Origin of the sequence: Streptomyces sp. NBC_00019 (genome assembly GCF_045041015.1) — a bacterium.
Classification (GTDB): domain Bacteria; phylum Actinomycetota; class Actinomycetes; order Streptomycetales; family Streptomycetaceae; genus Streptomyces.
Genome location: NZ_CP108302.1, coordinates 68,140 through 92,561, shown reverse-complemented (window position 1 = coordinate 92,561; position 24,422 = coordinate 68,140). Strand labels below are relative to the sequence as shown.

The window sequence follows — 24,422 nt, the reverse complement described above, 5'->3', positions numbered from 1 at the left end:
ATGACCGTCGCCTCCGCCCGGTCCGCCGCGGACGGGCCGGCCGTCGTCCTCGACGGCGTCCACAAGCACTACGGAAGCATCCACGCCGTCGACGGCATCTCGCTGACGGTGGCACGCGGCGAGTTCTTCGGACTGCTCGGTCCGAACGGCGCGGGCAAGACCACTCTGGTCGAGATCATGGAGGGGCAGCGGCAGGCGGACTTGGGCACGGTGTCGGTCCTCGGCGAGCAGCCCTGGCCGCGCAACGTCGCGCTGCTGCCCCGGTTGGGCGTGCAGACGCAGTCCTCGGCGTTCTTCGTGCGGCTGACCGCGCGGGAACACCTGCAGACCATGGCCGCGCTCTACCGGACCGACCGACAGGCGGCCGAACGCGCCCTGGCGAGCGTCGCGCTGACCGACCAGGGCGACCACCGGGTGGACGACCTGTCCGGCGGCCAGCGCCAGCGGCTCGCCATCGCCTCCGCGCTGGTCCACGGACCGGAGCTGATCTTCCTCGACGAGCCCACCGCCGCCCTCGACCCGCAGGCGCGCCGCGCCCTGTGGGAGGTGCTGCGCGACCTCAAGCGAGCGGGCCGCACCATCGTCTACACGACCCACCACCTGGACGAGGCCGAGGCGCTCTGCGACCGCGTCGCCATCATGATCCACGGCCGGATCGCCGCCCTGGACACCCCCAGGCGACTGGTGGCGGCGGGCAGTCCCACGACACGGCTGCTGGTTCCCGCCGAGCGGCTGACCCTGGAGGCCGCGCGAACGATTCCCGGGGTGGACCGGGTCGTCCAGGAGGCCGACGACATCGTGCTGGAGACCCTGCAGTCCGGCCCCGTGCTGGCCGCCATCGACGCACTCGTCGGTCTCCAGGGCGTACAGACCCGCACGGTGAGCCTCGAGGACGTCTACCTCGAACTCACCGGCACCCCCCAGTCGTAGACCCGGCGCACCGGCCGGCCTCACCGGCCGGGCACCTCGGCACCCAACAGCCACCACCGGAAACGGAGACACCGCCATGAGCGCATACGCGGCGCTGAGCCAGGCCGGGTACCGGGCCTACACCCGGGACAAGACCACCCTCTTCTTCACCTTCGCCTTCCCGCTGCTCTTCCTGATCGTCTTCGGGTTGATCTTCCAGGGCCAGGAGGTCGAGGAGAGCGGGAAGCCCTACATCAACTACATCGCCCCCGGCGTGCTGTCCTGGGGTGTCGCCAACGCCGCGGTGTTCGGCGTCGGCTTCACTCTCATGCAGTGGCGCCGCGACGACATCCTGCGGCTGGTGCGGATGACGCCGACCCGGCCCTCGAGCGTGCTCGGCTCCCGCTATGTACTGGCCCTCGCCATCGGAGTGGTCCAGGCGGTGCTGTTCGTCGCCGTCGCCGTGCTGCCGTCGTTCGGGCTGAGCCTGTCGGCCCGCTGGCCGCTGGCGCTGCCCGTGCTCGTGCTCGGCATCACCACGTTCCTCGCCATCGGCGTTGTCGTCGGCTCGTACGCCAGGACTCCGGAGGCCGTCGCAGCGGTTGCGAACTGCCTGATGCTTCCCATGGCGTTCCTGTCCGGATCGTTCTTCCCGCTCGACGCCATGCCGCAGTGGATGCAGACCCTGTCCCGGGTGCTGCCGTTGCGCTATTTCAACGACGGCGTCTCGGCCGCCCTCACCGGGACCGACGGGACGGGCGACATCGCCGTCGCCTGCGCAGTGCTCGCCGCGTTCGCCCTCATCCTGTGCGCCGTCGCGCTGAAGACCTTCCGCTGGAGCGATAAGTCATGACACCGACCACCGTGACCAGCGGGGCCGTCCCCGCCCTGGCAGCCTTGGCGGAGTTGGCCGCGAACACCCCGCTGGAGGGCGGGCGCGCCGTGCTCCAGCGGGCGCTGAGCGCGCGCCACGGGGCGCAGTACGGTGCGACGGGCGGGGCGCACGCTCTGCCCGCTCCACTGGTCGTGCCGCTCGGCGCCGCCGACACCCTGGGCTTTGGCCATCGCGACCCCTACGCCGCGATCCGGCCGGCGGCCACCGTCCACCTCACCTCCCGCGCCGCGCTGATCGGCCCGTGGGGAGGCGAACCGGGCACCACGGCCTGCGGCCAGTGCCTCGCCATGCGCTGGCAACGACTGCGCAGCCGCTCCGAACGCGAGGCCCTCGAACTCGGCCACGAGCCGAAGGGGGCGGTGCAGTGGCCGGTCCTCACGGACTACGCCGTCGACGCGGTCTGGGCGGCCTGTCGAGCGGTGCTTGGCGGGGCGGGGCGCGGAGTTGCTGGTCCGGCCGGGTCGGCTGCCGTCGCGGGGTCCGGGACGTCCACCGCAACTGCCGTGTCGGCAGCCGCTGTTGCGGAAGGGGGCCGTTCTTGGGCGGCTGTCGCCGGGGGCGAACGCCGCACGGTGGCCGCTCCCGTGGGTGCCCTCGCGCCGACCGCCGTACCTCGAAGTGCGGTTGCCGCGGCACAACGCCCCGTCGCCGACCGTATCCTGCCGCAGGTCACCCGGGTTGATCTCGTCACCCTGGCGACCGCCGGCTTTCCGATACTGCCGGAACCACTGTGTCCCTCCTGCGTGGCGACGCGTCCCGACACGGCCGAGTCGGCGCGGATGCGACTGGGGTCCGCGCCCAGGCCGGACCCGGTCGGATACCGGCTGCGGGCCCTGGACTCCTATCCGCTGCCGACCACCGCCTTGGCCAACCCGGTCTGCGGCGCCCTCGGCTCGGACACCTGGATCAACCCGGCCTCGACCACCACCGCTCCGGTCGCCGGGACGCACTTCGTGCGCGGATACGCCGGACTCAACGACGTCACCTGGAGCGGCCAGGCCAACAGCTACCGCACCAGCCGCACTCTCGCCTACCTCGAGGGCCTTGAGCGGTACGCCGGTACGCACCGACGCCGGGGCACCGAGCCGGTCGTCGACTCGTATCACCGCCTCGCGGACCACGCGCTGAACCCGGCGGCGTGCGGCTTCTACGCCCCGGAGACCTACGCGAGGGACCACCTCGTCAGCCCCTTCGACCCGGACCGGCCGATCCCCTGGGTGTGGGGGCACTCGTTGCGCGACGACCGTCCGATCCTCGTTCCGTCCCGGCTGGCGCACTACAGCGCCGGCGTGGACGCCGACAACTTCGTCTTCGAGTGCTCCAACGGCTGTGCCACCGGCGCCAGTCTGGAGGAGGCGATCTTCTTCGGACTGCTGGAACTCATCGAGCGCGACGCGTTCCTGCTCGCCTGGTACGGCCGGGCCCGCCTCACCGAGATCGACCTCGGCTCCTGTCGGGGCACGGTCCGCTCCATGCTCGACCGGGCCGCTCTGCATGGCTACGACGTGCACGCCTTCGACACCCGGATGGATCTCGCCGTCCCGGTCGTCACCGCCCTCGCCGTCCGCCGTGACGGCGGTTACGGCACACTCTCCTTCAGCGCGGCGGCCGGCTTCGACCCGGAGGGAACCGTTGATTCCGCGCTCTCCGAGGTGCTGACGTACATTCCCCATCTGCCCTACCAGGTCGCCGAGCGGCACAGCGAACTGAAGGACATGGCACGGGACTTCACCAAGGTGCTGCACCTCAAGGACCACGCCCAGCTCTACGGCCTGCCGCAGATGGCCGAGCACGCCCGCGAGTACCTGGAGCCCGAGGCCGTACTGCCGCTCGGTGAGGTGTACCGGGACTGGGAGCGCGTGCGGCCGCGCACCGGCGATCTGTTCAACGACTTGGCGCTGTTGCGGGACGAGCTGGTCCGCACCGGACACGACGTCATCGCCGTCGACCAGACGACCCCCGAGCAGCACCGGATGGGGCTGCACACGGTCAGTACGATCGTTCCGGGCCTGCTCCCGCTCGACTTCGGCTGGACCAGGCAGAGAGCTCTGCTGATGCCCAGGCTGCGGACTGCCCTGAGGGCGGCGGGCCGGCGTACGGACGATCTGCCGGAGTCGGACATCAAGGTCGTACCTCATCCGTTCCCCTGATGTCCGTTGTTCCGGCCCGCGTTCACCTGGGCCGCGGGCCAAGCGTGCTGTCGGTGCCGCAACGCCCGGCAGCCCCCTCCAGGACGGGTTCCCGTCGAGGAAGGGGCTGCCGATCGGAGACAGGCGCCGGATCAGGCGCTGCAGGAGGTGGTGCTGGTGGTGCTGGAGCAGGTCGACGTGGAGGAGGAGGACGTCGAACCGGCGAGGACGACCTCGACCGCGTCCGAGTAGTCCGAGATCTCGAAGGTCTCCGACTCCAGCTCCAGGATCTCGTCGGCGAGGGTGGCGAGCTCCGTCTTGTGGGCCATGGGGTTCTCCTTTGTCCGGCGGGCCCCGCCGGCTGCTGCGGCGGTGTTCCCCTTCGATGACCCCATTCCAACGGCGGCCACTGTCAGATCGGCCCGGCTCCCGCTCTCAGGTCGCTGACACCCCCTGACAGTGATCCGACAGAGATCTGGAGCACCCGGACCGCACGCTCGCGAGCAACGGACCAGTGAGGCAATGAGGAGGTGAGGACAGTGACCGGAACATCTGAAATCCCGCGGGACGTACTGCGGTCCGCCATCGAGCTCTACCTCGATCTGCACGCCCACCCGGAGCTCTCGGGCGCCGAGAGCCGCACCGCCGCACGCTTCGCCGCGCGGCTGGAGCAACACGGCTGCGTGGTCAGCCGCGACGTCGGCGGTCACGGTGTCGTGGGCGTACTGCGCAACGGCCCCGGTCCCACGGTGATGCTGCGCACCGAACTCGATGCGCTGCCCGTCGCGGAACGCACCGGTCTGCCGTACGAAAGCACTGTGCCCGGCGTCATGCACGCCTGCGGCCACGACCTGCACATGGCCGCGGCCGCGGGGGCGCTGATGCAGCTCTCCCGCGCCCGTGACACCTGGAGCGGCACACTCCTGGTCATCGGCCAGCCCGCCGAGGAAACGCTCGGCGGGGCCCGCGCGATGCTGGCGGACGGCCTGTTCGAGCACTTCGGCACGCCTGAGGTGGTCCTGGCGCAGCACACCGCCCCACTGCCCGCGGGCACGATCGCCCACGGCCGGGGACCGCTGATGGCCGGCAGTACCGCGATGGACGTCGTCATCCACGGACGCGGCGGCCACGCCGGTACCCCACACCTGACGGTCGACCCGGTGCCAACCGCCGCTTCCACCGTGCTGCGCCTGCAGACGGTCGTCTCCCGGGAGACCGCGCCGGGCGAACAGGTCGTGCTGTCGGTCGGCTCGCTCCACGCGGGACAGCGCGGCAACGTGATCCCGGACGACGCCGAACTGAGCCTGTGTGTAAGGGCCTTCTCCGAGGCCGCGCTGGACCGGGTGACGGCGGCCGTCGAACGGATCGTACGGGCCGAGTGCGAGGCCTCCGGCTGCCCGAAGGACCCCGAGATCATCGTCACCGCCCGCTCGCCCGTACTGATACCCGACGAGGCCACCACGGCGGCCGTACGCCGGGTGCACGAGGATCTGTTCGGCACGCACCGGGTGGCCGACTGGCCGGCCACGACAGCCACCGAGGACTTCCCGTGGTTCGCCGCCGAGACCGACGAAGTGCGCACGGCGTACTGGATGCTCGGCGTGACCGGCCTCAAGCAGTGGCGGGCGGCCCTGGCCGGAGGCCCGCCGGTGGAGTCGAACCACTCGCCGGGATTCGCCCCCGACATACGTACCGCCCTGCCGACCGGCATTGCGGCGATGGCCGCCGCCGCCCTGCATGTCCTGAACCCGTCGCGCACCGGACCGTCCAGGGGAGAGCGGACATGCTGACACCCGATCCCGCTTTGGACACGGTGGAGGTCGTCACCGTCCGCCGCGACAGATCGGCCCCCTCCGGCGAGACCACGGTGGTGCGCCTGCTGGGGCTGCTCCCGGCGGCCTGGTCCTGCACCTGCGAGGTCAGCCCCGACCGGGTCCGGCTGCGGATCGATCTGGCCGACGGCACCGACCGGAGCACGGTCCGCCACGCCCTGCGGGAGGTACTGGCGGACACGGCCCTGTACGGCTGGTACCAGGAGAACTGAGCGGACCCGGTGGGGATCCCGGTCGGATGAAACCCGGAGGGGCCTGGTCAGATCCAGCCACGCTCGCGCGCCAGCAGCGCGGCCTGCGCCCTACTGGCGGCACCGAGCATCTCCATGAGATCGGCGACGTACCGCCGGTACGTGCGGACCGAGACCCCCAACTCCCGTGCGCCTTCCTCGTCCTTGCCGACCGAGCACATCAGGGCGAGCACCCGCTGCTCGGTCCCGGACACGCCGGAAGCCACGTTGTCGCCGTCGGTCAGGTCCACCTGCGCCAGATCCTCGGCCTCGTCCCAGATTTTCTCGAAGAGGGCGATGATGTTGGCAACGATCCCGTTGTTGTTCGCCAGCAGCGCGCCGCGCGAGGTGTCCTGGGGATCCAACGGCACCAGTGCCGCCGCGCGGTCGTAGACGAGGATGCGCTCCGTGGTGTCCTCGACGACCCGGATCATGGCGCCGTGCGAGAGCAGCTCCCGAAGGTAGCCGGCGGTCGGGCCATCCTGAAGGACCTTGCGCAGCACGACACTGCGGATCCGTACGCCGCGGCGCAGACAGCGCAGGTCCAGTGGCCGTGACCGCTCGATGTTCTCCGGTGACATGCTGGTGTACGGCTCCACGGACAGGATCTCGTCGCGGGCGAAGAACGCCAGGTCGTCGATGCGGTCACGGATCTCGGAGAGGCCTTCCAACTGCTCGATGCCCTGCGGTGAGGGACTGCGCGCACCGAGCTCCGCACGGAGCCCGTCCACCACGTGCCGTGACCGAGTGACGCGCTGAAGCTCCTGGTGGAGCTCGTGCAGTCGTACGTCCACCAGCCGGGCCAGCGCCACTTCGGGATCCGTCGGAGAGATCAGCTCGTCCGTGCCGGTGGATTGCAACAGGCCCAGTTCGCAGAGTCGGCCGAGACAGCGCCGTACGGTGTCCGGATCTATGTGCAGACGCAGATGGATGCCATCTACAGGTGTATTCGGATTTCTCAGAAAATGACGGTAGATATCCTCTTCGGTCGCGGACACGCCGAACACCGACATCTCGTTCTCACTCACGTGGTCCCCCATCGCGTGGTACCCCGTCCGCGGGCCTGCTGGAGGTCACCCAGCCATCGGTCCACGGCTGCCGACGCGTTGGTTCTCAGCCTAAACAGAAGCCATACGGTTCGGACATCTCTCTGTTCGAATTCTTGGACAGAAGTATCGCCATCCTCGACTGCCTGCGACTGAAGGTGCGCTCGGCGCTGGTCACGTGCTCACCACCGCACGACGCACCGTCAGGGACCAGCCACGCCGGCAAGACCCGCCCCGGAAGTCTCACAGCTACCGGGATTCATTCGCAGTGCTCCGCCCTTCAGGACTCTGCTGAGAAGTCCGCGAATCGGCTTGTCAGGCTGCGGGCATGAGGGCTTCGAGGCGGGAGGTGCGGGTGCCGCCGAGTGGGGTGCCGGTCAGCCATCGGTCGATGCGGATGATGTTGAGCGCGGTGGCAGCGAGGACGTGGCCGAGGCGGGTTGTGGGCAGGTTGCGGTAACGGGTGCGGCGGAGTCTGGTGACACGTACGGCCTGGGAGATTGTGCCCTCGACGCCGGCGCGGATCGCGTAGCGTTCCTTCCACTCGTCGGTGTCCTGGGCCCGGCGGGCAGCTTCGAGAGCTTCGTATCGATCACGCGGCAGGAAGGTCAGCCCTCTGCCCCGGCGGCCGTTCGGGGGCTTGGTGCACTGTGTCTGCTTCGGGCAGGGGCCCGCAGTGCCCGGCGGAGAAGAACACCTTGATCACCGGAGTGCCGTTGCGGTGGTGTTTCTGCTCCCACCACTTGAAACTCCGTTGTCCGCCAGGGCGGTTGGCGCTTTTGGTGTCCCAGTCGATGGTGAATTCGCCGCGGGCGAAGCCCTGGTTCTGCCGGGACTGAAGACTGCTGTCGTGCGGGGCCGGGCCCAGCAGTTCCATGCCGCGCTCGTGTGCTGAGACGAACAGGGCGGCGGTGGTGTAACCAGCATCGACGACATGCACCTCGGGCGGCAGGTCTCGGTCAGATGGGCCTTGTAGCGGGTCCAGCCGGAGCCGCGCTTGATCCCCCAGCGGGCGTGGATGTCGTAGGGCGAGCACAACCGGTGATGGACTGGCGGAAGGTCCTTGCCCTCCCACCAGCGCACCCCCTTCTCGTCGCGGTGGTATTGCTGGATCCAGGCCTTCCGTAGCACCCGCACCGCCTCGATCTCACGCAGCCAGCAGGGCGCTGCGGGCGCGTGGACCGCTTCCATCAGGAAGAATCCGTCCTCGCCGACCTGCCGGGACCATTCCTCCCGGACCTCTTCGCCCTGGGGAAAGCGGTAGTCGTCCACGCGTGGCCCGTAGCGCTCGGCCCACTCGGCTGTGATCAGAGCGGACAGCCACGCCGGAGCCGCGACCGCCAGTGCTTCCAGCGCCGCTCGCAGCGTCTCACCGACAAACTCCATCCGGTTCAGTGTCCGCACCGCCGCCAGGACATGCGTGGAATCGGTCCGCTGCCGGCCGCCCGCCTTCAGCAGCCCCAGCTCCCGCAGGCGTTCCAAGACCAGCTCCAGCGTCTTCTGCTCCAGCCCGTGCTCGATCAGGCGGGCGCGGAACAGGCTCAGGACACTGGCGTCGAACCCCGGGTCGTCCAGCTCCAGGCCGAGGAGGAACTTCCAGTCCATGCGGGCTCGCACCTGGTCAGCGGCCTGCCGGTCGGTCAGCCCTTCCGCATACTGCAACACCGACACCGACACCGACACCGACACCGACACCGACACCGACACCAGCGCCAACGCCTCCGGTGACACGGCAGGACGCCCGCGCGCCGGAAACGCTTCGGCGAACGCCGCGTCCTCAAACAGCGGGCCCAACGCCTCACGGATCCGCACCGCGAGCGTCCCATGGGGAAACGCGGCCCGTACCACCCGGGCCGTAAGCTCCGGCACCCTCACGTCCGCCCGAGGCTCCAGCGACACCCTTCTCAACCCTCCCACGATCACAACAACCATGGAGGACCAACGACACCCGCCTGCTCGAATCACGCCTTTCTCAGCAGAGTCCTTCAGCCCGATGCACTGCGAATGAATCCCGGTAGCAGTCCTGCATCACCGCCCGCACGACCGCGGCTCGGACCGGCCGACGCGTACGGCGGCCTGGAGGAGTAGCCTGGTGTTACCGAGGGTATTTCGTGCACCGGCCGTCATGCTTGTGTCGTTTTCGGCGATTGATCACGCCGGGCCGGTCCGACCGACCCGGAGCAGGGTTCGCATCATGACTGCGACCGTTTCGTACGCGCCGGCCCTCGAAGGCCAGCCCTCTTCTCCGCCTCTCCGCATGCCGTCGGCTCTCACCGGTTCGGCTCCGGCTCTGCCGGACGGCGCCTCATCGACTGCCGTGTTCGACCCGCAGAGGACTCCCGTCTCGGCCGCCTGGTTGATGGCTGCCGCGAGCGCCCCACTGCGCATGTCGCCCACGGGCCGATTGATGGACGAGGCTGCGCGCCTGCGCACCGTGTCCGGGATCGACCGGGCTGTGGACGCCGTCTGGGACGCCGAAGGAGGCCGTGAGGCCCCCGGTCCGATCTCACGTCCACGGATCCCGGCAGTCACCGCTCCGGTACTCGGCGTCCCGGCAGTCGCTCTGCCGACACCGCATCCGGCACAGGGGATGTGAGGGCCATGGAGACCTTCGTGACCGCGGTGGTGCTCCTGGCGATGGTCGCTGTCGGGGTGCTCCTGATCCATCTGCTCAACACCCAGCACGACGAGCGCATCTCCGCTTTCCCCTACGGCCGCTCCCGGGCGACTGTCCGGGGGCCGGCGCCGTCGGCCCCGCAGGAGCCTCGCGGTCGTGCCGGAACGAGTGGCGCCGGTCATCGCCGCGAGTACCGCGACGGGGGACGCGGACGGCTCCGGCCGCGGCGCCGGACTCGGACGGCGGGGAAGTGAGTAGCTATGCTCCCCGCCACGCACCCCGTCAGGCTTCTGGCGGACACCAGCAGTGAGCCGGTGCTTCCCGGCACTGCGGTCCTGCGCATGGAGACGACAGCCAGGCGCACGGGGACCTTCGACGGAGCGTGGTGGCCGCGGACCCGCGACCTCACGAGCCAGCTGTCCGGTCTCCTCACCGCGCTGACGGCCCGCCTGGGCCCCATCGCCCGCGTGGGTCTCGACGCGAGCGACTGGGACGGGTCCCCGGGCCATCTGTTCGTCGACGGGCACATGGTTCGCATCGACTGGTCCGCCGTGGGCGACAACACCATGATCGTCACCCGTGGCGACCAGGACCACTTCCTGTTCCTTGTGATCCCGCCGGGCACCGGTATCGGCCCCGCGCACGCCGCGATGGTCATGGCCGTAGAGGACGACAACGCCGCCTCGGCGGAGCGGATCCTGGCCGCCACCGGCATCACCCGGGCAGACCGGAGCGACGTGCCGCAGAGTTTGCCCGGCTGAGCCGGACCGCTACGCAGAGCCTCGACAGCAGCCCGGGACCTCGGCCGCACCACGGACAACAGGCCGGGTACCCCGCGTGGCGTCCGCCTGCCGGCAATCTGACGATCACCGTCGACGCGGCCGACGCCGCAGCCACCATGGCTGACACTCCGGGCGCGATCCAACTGCGCCTGCTGCAGACCGTGGTGGACGTCTCCGCGGAGAAGAACAGCACGCTGGTCATGCCGTTCGCGGTGGAGATGCTCCGCTTCTTCGAGCACCAGAGCAGGGAAACCGAGAGTCGACGGAGACCGGATCGGCAGCCGCACGGCGATGGCGCGGGACCGGCGGGACAACTGGCCGACACACGCGGACTGAGCCGCCCCGGAAGCCGTGGCTGCCGGTCCACTTCAAGGGTCACCCGTGGTGTTCGTGGTCCCGGCGGTCCTCGCGCCGCCGGCGCGCACGGGTCTGGCGGCTGTAGCGCCGGTCCCAGCGATCCCTGCGATCCCGACGCTCCTGGTAGTCCCGGTAGTCCCCGAGGTCGGCACCGCCGTTACGGCTCCGTCCGCCGCCGCGATCGCGGGCATGGCGGGTGACGCCGTAGACCAGCACCGCCCCGGCCACCCACCAGATGGGATCGAGGAAGCCGAAGCCGAACAGGACCGCGATGACGATGAGCAGCAGGAGGAACATGGTGGGCCTTCCCGGCAGCGGGAAACAGCTTCGATACCGGGAACTGGGGCCTCACCCCACACGTAGTCCTGCCCAAAGGCTGCGGATACCGTGCGACGTCAGCGCGTCCGGCCTGGCATAGATGGTCGCTTGACACCTGTCGGGGAACTACTGCGAGAGGCTAGCGTGCGCCATGCCGCCCCTGCCCCCGGCAGCGTCGCACCGCCCGCGCGCCGGGGCCCTCTGCGCGCCAGTCGACATCCGTACCGTCGACGAGACCATCAGCACCGGTGACCGATTCACGTTTGTCAACGGCCATTTCGTTCTCCCCGTATGTGAGGTCCGGGGAGAGGCTTGACGACTCGTTCCCGGGGGCGGCCGCCTCCCACTGTCCCAGCCCCACCGGGTCCTGGTCCCCTGAATGGTGCCGTCTGGCTGATTCCGCTTCACCGCGCCCTGTCGCATCTGACACACAGTCACAACATCGCCACGGCCAGCGCGGAGGCCACGACGAGTACCGACACCGGCACTATGACCACGCGCACCCGGCCCATCCACTCCGCCAGCCCGTCCGTACACGTCACAGCGTGATCCTTGCGCCGACCGCGTCTACGGGTGTGTGTCCGTGATCGCGATGACCTCGTCGAGGTGGTCCAGGGCGGCCTGCAGGTCATCGATCTTGGCTTGGATGCGCGCGCGCTCGCCTCGCAGCATGGCTCGTTGCCCGTCGTCGGTGTGCCCCGCGTCCCAACACGGCAGGAGTTCGCTGATCCTTCGGCTGGTGAGGCCGGCAGCGAACATCTGCTGGAAGAAGCGGACCAGGGGGATGGCGTCCTGCCTGTACAGGCGCTGGCCCGACGGGCTGCGCTCCGCGATGAGCAGCCCTTGCTGCTCGTAGTAGCGCACGGCGCGCACTGAGACGCCGGCACCTCGTGCCACCTCGCCGATGCGGATCAACCGCTCGGCTGCGGCCGCTGCGACAGTCATGTGATTCCTCTCACCCCTGGCTCCGACGACCAGCACTTGCCTCTGACGCTAGCGTCAGGTTTTAGCGTACTGGCCATGGATATCAACAACTCCGTCGCTCTTGTCACCGGAGCCAACCGCGGCCTGGGCCGCGCCTTCGCCCAGCGTCTGCTCGAACGGGGCGCCCGCAAGGTCTACGCGACGGCCCGCCGACCGGAGACCGTGGACCTGCCCGGGGTCGAGGTGCTGCCCCTCGACATCACCGATCCCGCATCCGTGAGGGCCGCCGCCGCGGCCGCCCCGGACATCTCGCTCCTCATCAACAACGCGGGAATCAGTACGGGGACCGACCTGGTGACCGGTTCGCTGGACGCGGTGCGGCACGAGCTGGAGACCAACATGTTCGGCCACCTGGCAATGATCCGGGAGTTCGCGCCGGCGCTCGCCAGGAGCGGCGGGGGCGCGATCGTCAACGTCCTCTCCGCCATGTCGTGGTTCGGGGGCAAGGGCGCCAATGCCTACCACCTGACCAAGGCCGCCGCCTGGGCCATGACCAACGGCGTCCGCCTGGAGCTCACCGAGCAGGGCACGCTCGTCACAGCGGTACACCTCGGCCTGGCCGACACCGACATGGCGGCGGGCTGGCCCGTGGACAAGATCGCTCCGTCGGACCTGGCCGACGCGGCGCTCGACGGTGTTGAGGCGGGCTCCGCCGAGGTCCTCGCGGACCAGTGGAGTCGGGACATCAAGTCCCGTCTGCCGCTGACGCCGGAAGACTTCAACGCCGCAATGGAACGCGCGCTGGCGGCGCTGATGGCGGCCTGAGGCGCCCCTCAGACGGCTGCTTCTCCATCGACCTCTCGAACTCCTCTACTTGAGGTTGAACTCGTGGTGTCGTGTCGCTGATCAGGCGGGTCCGATGGTCAGGCCGGTCTCGGCGAGGCAGTCGTCTATGAGGTGACTGCGGTACTGGATGAGATGTAGGTCGCGTCGGATGCGCTGGTCGAGGTGTTCGGGGGTACTGAAGGGCCGCCGCATGAGGACCCCCTTGAGGTGTGGGTTGTCCAGATGTGGCCCAATGCTGACTGAGAAGCCGCATCTCAGCTTGGATCAGGCGGTTCGCTCCCGGCCGCACCGCGGGCGGATCTGGGATGCCGGGTGCGCGGTTAGCCCATGCCGCCCGCTGGATCCTGCTGGCCCAAGATGCACTACACGGATCCGCCTGGAGCTGGCTTGAGTGACTGGAGGAGCTCAAAACGGGGGTGCGCAGGTGATGTTGACGGGAAGAATGACCGCCATGACGTACGAAGGCTCCTCCATCGACCCGACCAAGCCCAGCATCGCCCGCGTCTACGACTACCTGCTCGGTGGCAAGGACAACTACGCCGTGGACCGTGAGATCGGCGACGTGTTCAAGCGCGACCTGCCCGGCTCGGTGGCCATTGCCTTTGCCAACCGCGCGGCCCTGACCCGGGCGGTCAGAGAGATCGCGAGGACCACCGGCATTCGGCAGTTCGTCGACCTGGGCAGTGGCCTGCCGACGGCAGACAACGTTCACCAAGTCGCGCAACGGCACGCCCCCGAGTCCCGGGTGGTCTACGTCGACAACGATCCCCAAGTCCTGGTTCATGGCCGGGCACTGCTGGAGAGCAACGAACGCACCCGCGTCGTCCCGGGCGATGTGCGTGATCCCGAAGGCATCCGCACTCACCCGGATACCGCCGAACTCATCGACTTCGCTCGACCGGTGGCTGTCATCCTCAGCGCCATCCTCCATCACGTCAACGATGACGAGGACCCGGCCGGTATCGTCCGCTACTGGCGCCAGCACGTACCCTCGGGAAGCTACTTCTTCATCAGCCACTTCCGCTCGGGCAACAACCCGGAGACCGTGGAGGCCGAGGCGGTCCTCCAGCAGACGTTCGGCCGCGGTCGGTGGCGCACCGAAGCGGAGATCGCCTCCCTGCTGGACGGCCTGGAGATCCTCGACCCAGGGATCGTTCCCGCGTCCTTGTGGCGTCCCGATGAGACCGATAGCCCACGGGACATCGGTCAAAGGAGAGAACTCACCGTCTGGGAACATCTCATCGCGGCCGGGCTGGCCCGGAAGGCCTAGTAATGGCGCTGCTGTTCCCCTTCGGTGCCCTGCAGTCGTGACGTGACCCCTCCTAAGATTCTCTGCACCCATACTTCGCTGATGGACAAGAGTCGTTCTTCGCCTGCCTACGCGCTGACGTAGGCATCGTTGAGCCAGGGCCGGAATCATGAGCATCGTGAAGCAGGGCGGCGCGGTGCGCCCTGGCGACACGATCAAGGCGGAGCTTCCCAGCGGGCCGCATCGGCCTCTGGAGCGGGTATGACGTCTCCTTGGGCTCGTCATCGAGCCGGACGCCGACGCACTGATGGAGGGCAGCGCATGCTCCTGCGCGGCCGGCGGCGACACCCCGAACTGACCTGCTCGGTTCACCCGAGCTCAGGCCTTGGTGTATCGCGTGGGGGCCCGGGCTTGCGAGTACGAGATGAGTACCCTGGAGCGATGCGATTGCGCTGGGACTGGCTAGGTCCGGTGGTGCAGGCGCCCTACGTTCCGACGATTGGGCCGGTCCACCCGTCCGTGCTGACCGAGGCCCTGTTCACGGACACTCTGATCGCGGCCTGCACCGATCGGTGGTTCTTGCGCCTACGACAAGGACATCCGCTGGTTGGACAGCAAGGACGAGACCGTCCTCATGGCGGGGATCGGCTGACGGACGGCGAACTGCCGGAAATCCGGGCGACGGCCACCGATCCGGCTGACACGCTGGCGCACATGACCACGCCACTGACCGCGAGACAACGACTCGCCGCGCTCCACAGCTATGCGGCCGTGAACGGTGAGGACTTCACCGGCCAGAACCTGGCTTCCGCTCGCACGTCGCGGCTGCGGTTCACCCGCTGCTCGTTCATCGGGGCCGATCTACGCCACGCCACTTTGGATGGGTGTTGGTTCAAGTTCTGTGACTTCAGCGACGCAGACCTGCGCGGGGCTTCACTGCGCGGGGTCAGCCTGGCCGGATGCGATCTGCGGGGTGCTGACCTGCGCGAAACCGATCTGACCGGCGCCAGGTTCGGAAGCGTGAACACTGGTGTGCCCCCGCTCGGGCTGACCTACGTCACTGGTGCCCGGTTCGAAGGAGCGTCCTTGCTCAACGTTCAAGCGGACGGCGTCATCGGGTGGCCACCGGGGCACGGCGCAAACGAGTAGGGCCTGCCTGGCGGCGAGATCACCATCTACAGCCGGAGTATCAGTATTACAGCGGCGCTTGGCACACGCTCACCACGTCGTCGTGCTTGTCACTGGAGGCGCACAGCACGGCGGTGACCTCGCCCGGGTCGCCCCGGTCCGCTACGGCGAGATCGTCGCCTCGATCGCGCTCTTCGAAAGCGGCCTGGATGTGGGTGAAATCGAGTTCGGAGAGTTCGGCTCGGCTGCCGGACAGTCGGTTCATGCCCTGGGCGGCCAGCACGGTGCCTCGGTGCCATCGGTTGAACTCGTCCAGCTGGTGGCCCGCTCGGCGGAGATCTGGCAGCTGTTCGGCCTCTACGCCCAGGCGGTGGCGGCCGCCTCCGGGAGACCAGCGCCGAGCTCGCCGTGCAGCGTGGCGCCCGCCGCTCGGCACTGGCCGAAGCGCTGTTCTCCGGTGTGATCTCCGATCGCATGACGCTGTGGGACGCGGCTCGCGAACTGGGCCTGCCGGAACGCGGACCGTGCGCCGTCGTCGCGGCGACCGCCGACTCCCCCGGCGAGGAGGAGCCGCTGCCCGGCGTGGAGACCGCTGTACACCAGGCACACCTGCCGTTCGCCTGGCGGCTTCTGCCCGATCAGCAGATCGGCCTCGTCGCATTCACCACACCGCAGGCAGAGGCCACCGGCCTGCGCATTCTGCGCCGCACCGGAGCCCGTGTCGGCGTCAGCCCTCGCTCCGGCTCGAACAGGTCGGTGTAGCGCACCCGCCGAGGCCGCACAACGCGCCACCCTGTCGCCGGAAGGAGCCGTCATCCTGGCTCGCGCACGACGAAGCAGCGAACCACTCGCCCTCGTCGCCGTACAGCTCGGCTGAGCTCAAGCTCAGAACTTCGCGGTCTTCCGTACCACCGTCGCTCACCGCCCTGCGGCCGGGAGGGAGCTGGGCGACTCCACTCGCTCCTGGGGACGCCGCGTTCTTCCCGGTGATTTCCCGCTGCTCCCCGAGGAGTGCACTGAAGAGTCCGGCTATGGCAAGGAGCGTCTCTACGACGGCCAAGGCGAGAGCCGCGTGCATCAACGTGAGGCTGCCGCTCTGGTAGTGGTGCTGGAGCTGGTTCGTGTGATCCGTCGCGGGCTGGACCGCCGGCCACAGGACATGGGTCGTCAGCATCACGACGTTGAGCATCGCCATGGCCGCCCATTTGCCTGGTCCTGATGACCGCCACAGCATGACCGCACAGCCGAGGCAGGTCAGTGCCAGCACCAGCAGGACGACGGCGAAACGGTCGACGTGCTGGCGCAGCATGGCCGCGTGGACATAGGCGGAGATCACGGTCAGGCCCGCGGCTACCCGGCGGATGGTCCCGTGCCCTGTGGGTGCGGTCACGGTCTTACGATCCGTGGCAGTGCGACGTCGTGCCGCGCGGTGCGTCGAGTGCGGGATTGCGGTCGAAGAAGCCGACGGGCTTGAGCTTGAAGCCGGTGTAGTCGACGGGCATGACCGGCCAGTCCTCCGGGCGTGGGAAGTGGGTGAGGCCGAAGGTGTGCCACAGGACCACGTCCTCGCCGTCCAGCGGGCGGTCACCGGCGACGAACGACTCCAGGCCGTCACCGCCGGGGCTCTGGTTGACGATCTCGCCGGCGGGCCACTTCTGAGCGGGGTCGTACTGCGTAGCCCACAGGTGGCGAGTGGCGAAGGCGCCGCGCTTGGCGATCACGCTGGACGGGTCGGCCAGCAGGGTCGGCTGTCCCTCCGGGTGGAGGGCGTAGGCCACGTCCTCGCCCAGGCGGTTCTGCTTGTCGGGGTTGCTGACCAGCCACGTACGCGAGCGAAGGTTGTCCGCCGTGCGGCGGGCGTCGAGTTCCGAGGTGAGCCGGGTGCGGGCCTGTCGGAAAGCGTTGCCGTGGGGGTTGGTGTCGCTGACCGGGACGGCCACGGCGTCGAGTTCGTCGACGGCGTTGCGGTGGCCGTCGACCGCCAGGTCGAGGCGGGCACAGAACAGGTGCTGGTGGAAGGGGGCGCCCAGACCGGGAGCCATCTGGGTGGCGAAGCCGTCCGGGCCGGTGTAGGCGGAGGTGAAGACGATGCCGGTCGCTTTGGCCTGCAGTTCGATGGTGCCGTCGAGGTAGAGGTACCAGTAGAAGCCGTAGTCGTAGTTGCCGATGGTGAGGAAGAAGGAGATGACCAGGCGCCGTGAACGGCGGGTCTCGGTCATGCCGTTGAAGAGGTCGGTGTGCTTCCACAGCACGCCGTAGTCCTCCTCGTGCAGACAGATCGCGTTCTTGACGATGCGGGGGCGGCCCTTCTCGTCGCTGATCGTGGCGTCGAAGTACGTGATCTCTCCGAGACAGTCGCAGCCCAGCTCCAGGGAGTTGGTGTAGCGGCCGAACATGTACTCGCCCTGGTCGAAGTAGTTGATCCAGTAGCGGGCGGGGGAGGGGTCACCGTACGGGACGACCATCTCGGGGATGGACGCCCGATAGACGACGGGTCGCACCTCACCGCCGTCGCGGAAGCCGAGCTGGTGCAGCACGAGTCCTTCACGGACATCGAAGGTGAAGCGGAACGACCAGTCTGCCCAGCTGATCAAATTGCCGTCCACGGTGAAGCTCGGGCCGTCGGGCTGGATGATCTCCAGGGCCTTGAGGTCGGTCCGCATCGGCGACGCATGCGGCCCTGCGTCCCACTCGCCGCGCTCCATCGGCACCGCGAGTTCGGCGCTGTCGACCACCTCGAAGACCTCGCCGGCCGTCAGGTCCACGTAGGCGCACACGCCGTCGATGGGGTGGGCCCACGGCAGGTCGGCCTCGTCGAGCTGGAGGAACGCCAGCACGCGGCAGACCCGTCGACCCGTCTCGTCCTCGTGGCCGAAGTTCCCGGCCGAGAGCGGGACGGCACGCACCTTCTCCGGGTCTATGCCCCGCTTGCCGAGGGCGCTCAGCCACTCCTCGCTGCGCAGCAGGATGGCCTCGATGTCGTCGAACTCCTCGTCGAGGATGGGGGCTTGCCCCTCGCCCGCCGCGTCCACGGTCCTCGACTCGACGATCTCGCCGCCCTCGCCGCTGGTGACATCGGCTACGGCGACGGTGGCGACCCCAGTCTCGCGGTCGATGAGGATCATGTTCACCCGGCGTCGTACGGCGTCGCCGTCGCGGTGGGCGAGGACCTCGTGCTTGGGCGCCTCCTCCAGCCCGACGTACACGAACCGGGTGGTCTCCGTCGTCAGTCCGGCCTGCTGGGCGGCCAGCCGCGCGGCGTCGATTTCCTCGGCTGCGAGGAGTGACAGGGGGTGGGTGGCCGAGGGGGACGTGCCCGTCCGCTCAGTCGAGGCGGTGGCGTGGGTCATGGCGCTTCCTTCGTGAGAGTTCGTTGATACGGACACGTCGCTTGTCGTCGGTCCGGGCGGCTGCGTGGCCGCTGGTTCAGTGGTCGTGCTGGGCGATCGCCCGCAGGAAGGCGACTGTTTCCATCTCGCGGTTGGTGGACTCCTCGCTGGACGTCCCGTATCTGCGGTTGGCGGACAGCTTCACGATGGTCGTGTTGCTGGCCGGGTCGACGTAGACGAACTGGTTGTAGACGCCGATCGCGCTGAACTCGCCGCGGTCCCCGGCCGGGATCCACCACTGGTAGCCATAGCCCAGGTCGAAGTGGTGCCCGCCGACCAGGGGACGGCCGGGCTCCAGGTGAGGGGCGGCGACGGTCACGGAGTCGCGCACCCAGTCCGCCGGGATGATCTGCCGGCCCTGCCATACGCCACCGTTGCGGTAGAGCTCGCCGAGCCGCGCGTAGTCGCGGGCGGTCAGGTTGAGGCCGGCGAAGGACAGCTCCGTGCCGGCGGGGTCCACGATCCAGTAGCCGGGCTCGGCCATACCGAGGGGCTCGCCCAGCTTCTCCCGCATGTAGTCCGCGACCGAACGTCCGGTGGCCCGTGCCACGAGCGCTCCCAGCACCTGTGTCTCGCCCGAGTTGTAGCGACAGAGGGTGCCTGGCTCGCTCTCGCGGACCATGGTGGCGACGAAGTCGTCGAGCGTTCCGCCGATGCCCAGCGCGGCCATGGTGAGCAGGCAGACGTCCGAGGTCGGGTCGTTGTAGTCCTCGTTCCAGCGGGCGCCCGAGGACATCCGCAGCACGTTCTTGATGGATACGCCGTCGTACGCGGAACCGGGTTGCACCGGCACGTAGGAGCTGATCGGCTCGTCGATGCTCCCGATGTGTCTTTCAGCGACCGCGATCCCGATGAGCGCCGAGAGGAAGCTCTTGGCCACCGACATCGACAGCCACTGGACGTCCGGTCCGCCGGTCAGGGCGTAGCGCTCGTACCGGGTGACGCCATCGATGAGGACGAGCAATGCCGCCGTGTCGGTGTCGGCCATGAACTCCTCGGCCGATCGCACGGTGCCGTCGAACTCGTAGGTCTCGGGCAGGGCGATCGGAACACCCTGCGGCCAAGCGTGGGGCTTGGGCGAAGAAGCCATCTCGCGGGTGTCGAGCAGGTCCTTCACCCGGGAGAAGTTCTCGTGCTGCGGCGCCCCGGTGAAGAGGTTGAGATCGGCCAGGGTCTGGCGCTTGTGATCGGTCATGGTCGTCCTTCGATCGATGAGGAGGAGATCGGCGCTCACCATTGCCCGCTTCATCGGGGGAGTGGGCTCAGCGCCGGCTGAGCGGACTGCCCGGGTGTGCCGTGTCTGTCGAGCCTGTTGCGCGACCGTGGCCGGCCCGGCTTCGGGGCTTGCGTGGATAGCGGATTCGAGCAGGTCCGATGAGCGAAAAAGTAGCAGTACCATTCGGTTAGGACAACCACTTGGTACGCTTAATGTCCCCTAGGCGTGGAGTGAGGATCGGTGGCGATGAGTACGGAACGGGTCGACGGGCGAACACTGCGCTTCCAGCACCGGAGACCGGAGCTACTGGCGGCGGTGACTGAATACGTCCTGGCCCACGGCGTCACCGACCTGTCCCTGCGCCCGCTGGCCCAGGCACTCGGAGTCACCCACGCGACGCTGCTGCGGCACTTCTCCTCGAAGGAGGAGCTGATCATGAGCGTCGTGGACAAGATCCGCACCGACCTCGCCGACCGGCTGACCGGCGACGAGGAGCTGCGCGCGGCCAAGTCGGCAGTAGAGCTGGTGACGGCCCTGTGGCCGCGGCTGTGCGAGCCCCGGGAGCAGCGTCAATTCCTGCTCCTGTTCGAAATGGTCGGGTACAACGGCTGGAAGCCGGAAGACGACCGTGGCTCGGCGCGGTCGCTTGTCGGCGACTGGCTGGACATTCTCATCGAAAGGCTCATGCAGGACGGCTGGCCGTCCGAGGACGCCTCCGCACTCGCCACGCTCCTGCTCGCCCAGGTCAGGGGCCTCCAGCTCGACCTCCTCGTGTCCGGGGACCGGCCGCGGGTCGATCGTGCGCTCGAATTCTCGCTCCGGCTTCTGGAGCGTCCGGCAGCGCGTGATACGCCGGGCTCTCACGGCTGAGGGCCGCCGTGCACGCCGTAGACGGCATCGGTCGCGGGGCAAGGCGATCAGGCGGAAGCAGGCCCGAGGTCCCAGGGAGTGGCCGTAGCGAGCCAGTACGTCGTGGAAGGACAGGGCAGCGGCGAACAGGCTGGCAAGCAGCAGCACTTGGGCGATGTCCGCCACCACGGAGCCGAGACGGTGCCGCACTGCCCATCGGTCTGGCAGGCATGGGCCCGAGCTGGGGTGATCTCACCACCATCGAGTTCGCCGCGCTGCCGGGCCGGGAAGTCGACGGCTTCGTGCCGCCTCCGGGCTTCGTCCAGACGTGACCTACCAACTCGAGAACCAGGAGAACGACGATGATCAGCCCGACCCGCAACTTGTCACGCGTACTGACGGATTCCGTGTCCCGCTATCCGCAGCGCACCGCGATCGTCTTCGGTGACGACCGCATCACCTACGCCGCCCTCGACGCCGCGGCCAACCGGGTCGCGAACCTGCTCGTCTCGCGCGGCATTCAGCCGGGTGACAACGTCGCACTGTCCTGCCCCAACCTGCCCCACTTCACCAGCATCTACTTCGGCATCCTCAAGGCCGGAGCCGCGGTCGTGCCGCTGAACGTGCTGCTGAAGGCCCGCGAGGTCGCCTACCACCTCACCGACTCCGATGCGAAGGCGTACTTCGCCTTCTCGGGCACGCCGGAGCTGCCGATCGGGCAGACCGCGTGGGAGGGATTCCAGGCCACCGAGGGCTGCAGCGAGTTCTTCCTGATCGAGAACGGCGACGCGTCGTGGGCCGGGGACGGCACGCCGGAGTCGTACGCCTCGGTCGTCACCGAACAGCCGGTGACGTTCCGGACGGTCCAGCGCGACGAGGACGACACCGCGGTGATCCTCTACACCTCCGGCACGACCGGCCGGCCCAAGGGCGCGGAGCTGCGGCACCGCAACGTGTACGACAACGCACTCGCCGGCACCGACCTGTTCGTCGCGGATCCCGAGCGTCCCGACACCTACCTGTGCGCGTTGCCGCTGTTCCACGCCTTCGGCCAGACCGTCATCCAGAACGGCGCCCTCGCCTTCGGCGGCACCATCGTGATGCAGCCGAGGTTCGAGGCACCGGCGACCCTGCGTCTCATGCTCGACCATGACGTGACGTTCTTCGCCGGCGTTCCGACGATGTACTGGGGCCTGCTCGCCGCGCTCGACGACACGGTCGACGTCGCCCGCCTGGCCGCGAACCTTCGCGTGGCGGCGGCCGGTGGCTCAGCCCTGCCCGGCGAGATCCACAAGCAGTTCGAGGACCGCTTCGGCGTGACGATCCTCGAGGGATACGGGCTGTCCGAGACCTCTCCGATCGCCTCCTTCTCCCGGTTCGGGGAGGAGCCCCGCGTCGGATCGGTCGGCGTGCCCATTCCGGGCGTGGAGATGAAGCTGATCCGCGACGACTGGACCGAGGTCACAGGCGGCCCCGACGAGATCGGGGAGATCGCGATCAAGGGGCACAACGTCATGAAGGGCTACTACAAACGCCCCGAGGCGACGGCCGAGGCGATCTCGGAGGGCTGGTTCCGCTCCGGCGACCTTGCCCGCAAGGACGAGGACGGCTTTTACTACATCGTCGACCGGTCCAAGGACATGATCATCCGCGGCGGCTTCAACGTCTACCCGCGCGAGATCGAGGAAGTGCTCATGGAGCACCCCGCCGTCTCGCTCGTCGCCGTCATCGGCGTACCGCACGACTCCCACGGCCAGGAGGTCAAGGCCGTCGTGGTGAAGAACGCCGGGAGCGGCACGAGTGAGGAGGAGCTCGGCGCCTGGGCGAAGGAGCGCCTCGCCGCGTACAAGTACCCGCGCATCGTCCAGTTCGTCGACGCGCTGCCCCTGACGCCCACCGGCAAGATCCTCAAACGCGGACTCGCCTGAGCACCCTGGACATTGTCGCATTCGGGCCGACGATCTGACCCGGCCAACGGTCAAGTGCCGCCGACGTTCCCCCGTGGCGACCGGACTGCCGGCCGGCCGATGGCGGCGACGCGGAGCGTCGCGGATTCAGGTCCGGCGGAGCCGGACGGTGCTCACACGGGCCGGTTCTGCTGTTCGATGTACTGCCTGACCACGCTGAGCGGGGCGCCGCCGACGGTTCCGGCGAAGTAGGAGCCGGACCACAGCTTGTTGGCCCTCCAGTAGTGGCGTATCAGGTCGGGGAACTCCTGGCGCAGGCGGCGGGAGGAGAGGCCCTTGAGGGAGTTGACCAGTTTGGTCACGGCGATCTTGGGCGGGAAGTTCACCAGCAGGTGGACGTGGTTGTCCTCGCCGTTGAAATCCATCAGCTCGCATTCGAAGTCCGTACACACCGACCGCATGATCTCTTCCATACGCCTCAAGTGGGCCTCGGCGAACACCTCGTGCCGGAACTTGGTGACCAAGACCAAGTGGACGTGCAGCTGTCAACTTGACCCGGCCCTGAAGGACCGGGCTTGGAGGTAGTGCCCGGCTGGCTGCCGGGTTGGACTCCTCCGTCCAGACACCCCTATCGGGTGGCAGGGACGCGTGACTCACGCCCCGCGTTCCACACGCTCTCGCCACGCGCGGCGATGTTGTGGGAAGCATTCCGGTCGGCGTGGACAACGACCCCGCACCCCCGGCAGATGAAAAGCCCCTGGTCGACACGGTTGCGTTTGTCGACGTGGCCGCACTCGGCGCATGTCTGCGACGTGTACGCGGGATCGACGAAGACCAGGGGCACGCCTGCCCGCTTGGCCTTGTAGACGATGAAGTCTGCGAGCTGGGCGAACGCCCAGGAGTGGAGTGCGACCCGTTGGGGCTTGCGGAGCCGTACCCGGGAGCGGATGCCCTTGAGTTCTTCGAGGGACAGGCCGCGCCCGGTGCGTTCAGCCTCGGTCACGATCGTCTTGGAGATGATGTGGTTCTGGTTGGCGACGTGCCGCGCCTCTTTGCGGGCACGGGCCTTGAGTCGCCGCTGGGCGCTCTTGGTGCGCTTCTTCTGGAGCTTGGCACGCAGGACAAGCTGTCGCTTGCGGTACCTGCCCAGCCCCCGCCCGGCGGCGAGGTAGCCGGTGGACGTGGTGGCGATGTTGGCGATGCCGAGGTCCACGCCGATGAAGCCGTCCGGCCCGTACTGCTCGGCCTCGGGTACCTCGCAGGTGGCGATCAGGTAGAAGACGCCGTCACGCTCGATGAGGTCGGACTCTCCCTGCCGGTGCGCCCGGAGCGTCTTGAGCGCGTCGGCGGAGCAGACAAAGCGGACGCTCTTGAGCCGTCCGGAAGTGGTCCAGATGGACACGGTCTGCTGGTCGTACTGCCAGGAAAGGCACCGGTCGTCGTACGCCTGGGCGGCCTCGGGCCGGAAGACGATCGGCTTGGACTCCGCCTTACGGCGGCGCTTGGAGCCTTCCTTCCCAAGATTCCCGGCCCGAACGTTGGCCTTGAGTGTGGTGTAGGCGTCGCGCACCTTCTTGATGGTGTGCTGCGCGGCCTGCGCCCCGAAGCCCCGGGCCTTGAGTTCGGCGTAGGTGTGCTTGCGCAACTCGTACTCACGCGGAACACCGTGCTCGAACGCCACCTCCGACACCCAGTTCGCGGCGTCGTTGACCGTGCGCAGGGTCGACTCGAGTACCGACGCCTGGATGGCATCCGGCACGAGTTTCACCTGCACGACGATCTTCACGGGAACGAATATA

24 protein-coding genes and 4 pseudogenes are annotated in these 24,422 nt (G+C 68.6%); 15 read left to right on the top strand and 13 right to left on the bottom strand.

All coding sequences use genetic code 11. The features are described 5' to 3' along the window. The 3 genes from OHU89_RS00490 (at position 1) to OHU89_RS00480 (ending at position 3,954) form a co-directional block, all read left to right on the top strand. Positions 1–930 carry an ABC transporter ATP-binding protein gene (locus OHU89_RS00490; protein WP_405638746.1) on the top strand — a complete coding sequence of 310 codons (930 nt, stop codon included), beginning with the start codon at positions 1–3 and terminating at the stop codon, positions 928–930. 76 nt (positions 931–1,006) lie between these two features. Continuing rightward, positions 1,007–1,762 carry an ABC transporter permease gene (locus OHU89_RS00485; RefSeq protein ID WP_405638743.1) on the top strand — a complete coding sequence of 252 codons (756 nt, stop codon included), beginning with the start codon at positions 1,007–1,009 and terminating at the stop codon, positions 1,760–1,762. Next, positions 1,759–3,954: a TOMM precursor leader peptide-binding protein gene (locus tag OHU89_RS00480; protein ID WP_405638741.1), complete on the top strand. Its 2,196-nt coding sequence runs from the start codon at positions 1,759–1,761 to the stop codon at positions 3,952–3,954. Before OHU89_RS00485 ends, OHU89_RS00480 begins: the two co-directional genes overlap by 4 nt. A gap of 131 nt (positions 3,955–4,085) precedes the next feature. Here the strand turns inward: OHU89_RS00480 and OHU89_RS00475 are convergent, their stop codons facing one another. Next, complete coding sequence (locus tag OHU89_RS00475; RefSeq protein WP_327714408.1) at positions 4,086–4,262, bottom strand: thiazolylpeptide-type bacteriocin; 177 nt, start codon at positions 4,260–4,262, stop codon at positions 4,086–4,088. Positions 4,263–4,472: 210 nt separating this feature from the next. Here OHU89_RS00475 and OHU89_RS00470 point away from each other — a divergent pair, with 210 nt between their 5' ends. Then, positions 4,473–5,723, top strand: coding sequence for an amidohydrolase (locus OHU89_RS00470; RefSeq protein WP_405638738.1), 1,251 nt, complete (start codon positions 4,473–4,475; stop codon positions 5,721–5,723). Next, positions 5,717–5,977: a hypothetical protein gene (locus tag OHU89_RS00465; protein ID WP_405638736.1), complete on the top strand. Its 261-nt coding sequence runs from the start codon at positions 5,717–5,719 to the stop codon at positions 5,975–5,977. The genes OHU89_RS00470 and OHU89_RS00465 overlap by 7 nt, the downstream gene beginning before the upstream one ends. A gap of 47 nt (positions 5,978–6,024) precedes the next feature. Here the strand turns inward: OHU89_RS00465 and OHU89_RS00460 are convergent, their stop codons facing one another. From OHU89_RS00460 to OHU89_RS00450, 3 genes and pseudogenes are all read right to left on the bottom strand, one after another. Then, positions 6,025–7,023 (bottom strand): helix-turn-helix transcriptional regulator, encoded by a 999-nt coding sequence (locus OHU89_RS00460; protein WP_405638733.1) that lies wholly within the window; start codon positions 7,021–7,023, stop codon positions 6,025–6,027. A gap of 333 nt (positions 7,024–7,356) precedes the next feature. Beyond that, a pseudogene (locus OHU89_RS00455) lies at positions 7,357–7,695 on the bottom strand (transposase); the annotation flags it as partial. A 48-nt stretch (positions 7,696–7,743) separates the two neighbouring features. Further along, entirely contained in the window at positions 7,744–8,910 is a 1,167-nt protein-coding gene (locus OHU89_RS00450) for a transposase (protein WP_405638731.1), read from the bottom strand. Between the two features lie 732 nt (positions 8,911–9,642). Between OHU89_RS00450 and OHU89_RS00445 the strand changes: the two genes are divergently transcribed. The 3 genes and pseudogenes from OHU89_RS00445 to OHU89_RS00435 all read left to right on the top strand — a co-directional run. Continuing rightward, complete coding sequence (locus OHU89_RS00445; protein ID WP_405638729.1) at positions 9,643–9,912, top strand: hypothetical protein; 270 nt, start codon at positions 9,643–9,645, stop codon at positions 9,910–9,912. Positions 9,913–9,918: 6 nt separating this feature from the next. Next, entirely contained in the window at positions 9,919–10,419 is a 501-nt protein-coding gene (locus OHU89_RS00440; protein ID WP_405638727.1) for a DUF5994 family protein, read from the top strand. 125 nt (positions 10,420–10,544) lie between these two features. Continuing rightward, positions 10,545–10,677: pseudogene (locus tag OHU89_RS00435) on the top strand (slipin family protein); the annotation flags it as partial. 138 nt (positions 10,678–10,815) lie between these two features. Here the strand turns inward: OHU89_RS00435 and OHU89_RS00430 are convergent. Both OHU89_RS00430 and OHU89_RS00425 read right to left on the bottom strand, forming a co-directional pair. Continuing rightward, positions 10,816–11,094: a hypothetical protein gene (locus tag OHU89_RS00430; protein ID WP_405638725.1), complete on the bottom strand. Its 279-nt coding sequence runs from the start codon at positions 11,092–11,094 to the stop codon at positions 10,816–10,818. Between the two features lie 588 nt (positions 11,095–11,682). Beyond that, positions 11,683–12,060 carry a MerR family DNA-binding transcriptional regulator gene (locus tag OHU89_RS00425; protein ID WP_405638722.1) on the bottom strand — a complete coding sequence of 126 codons (378 nt, stop codon included), beginning with the start codon at positions 12,058–12,060 and terminating at the stop codon, positions 11,683–11,685. A gap of 75 nt (positions 12,061–12,135) precedes the next feature. Between OHU89_RS00425 and OHU89_RS00420 the strand changes: the two genes are divergently transcribed. Next, entirely contained in the window at positions 12,136–12,864 is a 729-nt protein-coding gene (locus tag OHU89_RS00420; protein ID WP_405638720.1) for an SDR family oxidoreductase, read from the top strand. An 81-nt stretch (positions 12,865–12,945) separates the two neighbouring features. Here OHU89_RS00420 and OHU89_RS00415 read toward each other — a convergent pair. Next, a pseudogene (locus OHU89_RS00415) lies at positions 12,946–13,071 on the bottom strand (IS630 family transposase); the annotation flags it as partial. 256 nt (positions 13,072–13,327) lie between these two features. Here OHU89_RS00415 and OHU89_RS00410 point away from each other — a divergent pair. The 3 genes and pseudogenes from OHU89_RS00410 (at position 13,328) to OHU89_RS00400 (ending at position 15,283) form a co-directional block, all read left to right on the top strand. After that, on the top strand, positions 13,328–14,155 hold the full coding sequence (locus OHU89_RS00410; protein WP_405638718.1) for an SAM-dependent methyltransferase: 828 nt from the start codon (positions 13,328–13,330) through the stop codon (positions 14,153–14,155). Between the two features lie 136 nt (positions 14,156–14,291). Continuing rightward, positions 14,292–14,399 (top strand): annotated as a pseudogene (locus OHU89_RS00405) (MOSC domain-containing protein); the annotation flags it as partial. A 176-nt stretch (positions 14,400–14,575) separates the two neighbouring features. Beyond that, entirely contained in the window at positions 14,576–15,283 is a 708-nt protein-coding gene (locus tag OHU89_RS00400; RefSeq protein WP_405638716.1) for a pentapeptide repeat-containing protein, read from the top strand. Positions 15,284–15,329: 46 nt separating this feature from the next. On the opposite strand, the gene OHU89_RS00395 is transcribed toward OHU89_RS00400, so the two are convergent. Continuing rightward, positions 15,330–15,545 (bottom strand): hypothetical protein, encoded by a 216-nt coding sequence (locus OHU89_RS00395; protein ID WP_405638714.1) that lies wholly within the window; start codon positions 15,543–15,545, stop codon positions 15,330–15,332. Between the two features lie 125 nt (positions 15,546–15,670). Between OHU89_RS00395 and OHU89_RS00390 the strand changes: the two genes are divergently transcribed. After that, positions 15,671–16,024 (top strand): hypothetical protein, encoded by a 354-nt coding sequence (locus tag OHU89_RS00390; RefSeq protein WP_405638711.1) that lies wholly within the window; start codon positions 15,671–15,673, stop codon positions 16,022–16,024. On the opposite strand, the gene OHU89_RS00385 is transcribed toward OHU89_RS00390, so the two are convergent. The 3 genes from OHU89_RS00385 to OHU89_RS00375 form a co-directional block, all read right to left on the bottom strand. Then, positions 15,990–16,652, bottom strand: a complete 663-nt coding sequence (locus OHU89_RS00385) for a hypothetical protein (protein WP_405638709.1) — start codon at positions 16,650–16,652, stop codon at positions 15,990–15,992. The genes OHU89_RS00390 and OHU89_RS00385 overlap by 35 nt on opposite strands. Positions 16,653–16,656: 4 nt before the next feature. Then, positions 16,657–18,612, bottom strand: a complete 1,956-nt coding sequence (locus OHU89_RS00380) for a primary-amine oxidase (RefSeq protein ID WP_405638707.1) — start codon at positions 18,610–18,612, stop codon at positions 16,657–16,659. A 76-nt stretch (positions 18,613–18,688) separates the two neighbouring features. After that, the gene (locus OHU89_RS00375) at positions 18,689–19,846 is read right to left on the bottom strand and encodes a serine hydrolase domain-containing protein (RefSeq protein ID WP_405638705.1); all 1,158 of its coding nucleotides are present in this window, start codon (positions 19,844–19,846) and stop codon (positions 18,689–18,691) included. A gap of 267 nt (positions 19,847–20,113) precedes the next feature. Between OHU89_RS00375 and OHU89_RS00370 the strand changes: the two genes are divergently transcribed. Both OHU89_RS00370 and OHU89_RS00365 read left to right on the top strand, forming a co-directional pair. Further along, the gene (locus tag OHU89_RS00370) at positions 20,114–20,737 is read left to right on the top strand and encodes a TetR/AcrR family transcriptional regulator (protein WP_405638703.1); all 624 of its coding nucleotides are present in this window, start codon (positions 20,114–20,116) and stop codon (positions 20,735–20,737) included. Between the two features lie 341 nt (positions 20,738–21,078). Then, positions 21,079–22,644 (top strand): long-chain-fatty-acid--CoA ligase, encoded by a 1,566-nt coding sequence (locus OHU89_RS00365; protein WP_405638701.1) that lies wholly within the window; start codon positions 21,079–21,081, stop codon positions 22,642–22,644. A gap of 152 nt (positions 22,645–22,796) precedes the next feature. On the opposite strand, the gene tnpA is transcribed toward OHU89_RS00365, so the two are convergent. Both tnpA and OHU89_RS00355 read right to left on the bottom strand, forming a co-directional pair. Beyond that, positions 22,797–23,165 (bottom strand): IS200/IS605 family transposase, encoded by a 369-nt coding sequence (gene tnpA / locus OHU89_RS00360; protein ID WP_405654227.1) that lies wholly within the window; start codon positions 23,163–23,165, stop codon positions 22,797–22,799. Positions 23,166–23,251: 86 nt separating this feature from the next. After that, positions 23,252–24,421 carry an RNA-guided endonuclease InsQ/TnpB family protein gene (locus OHU89_RS00355; protein ID WP_405654224.1) on the bottom strand — a complete coding sequence of 390 codons (1,170 nt, stop codon included), beginning with the start codon at positions 24,419–24,421 and terminating at the stop codon, positions 23,252–23,254. Position 24,422: the final 1 nt, after the last annotated feature.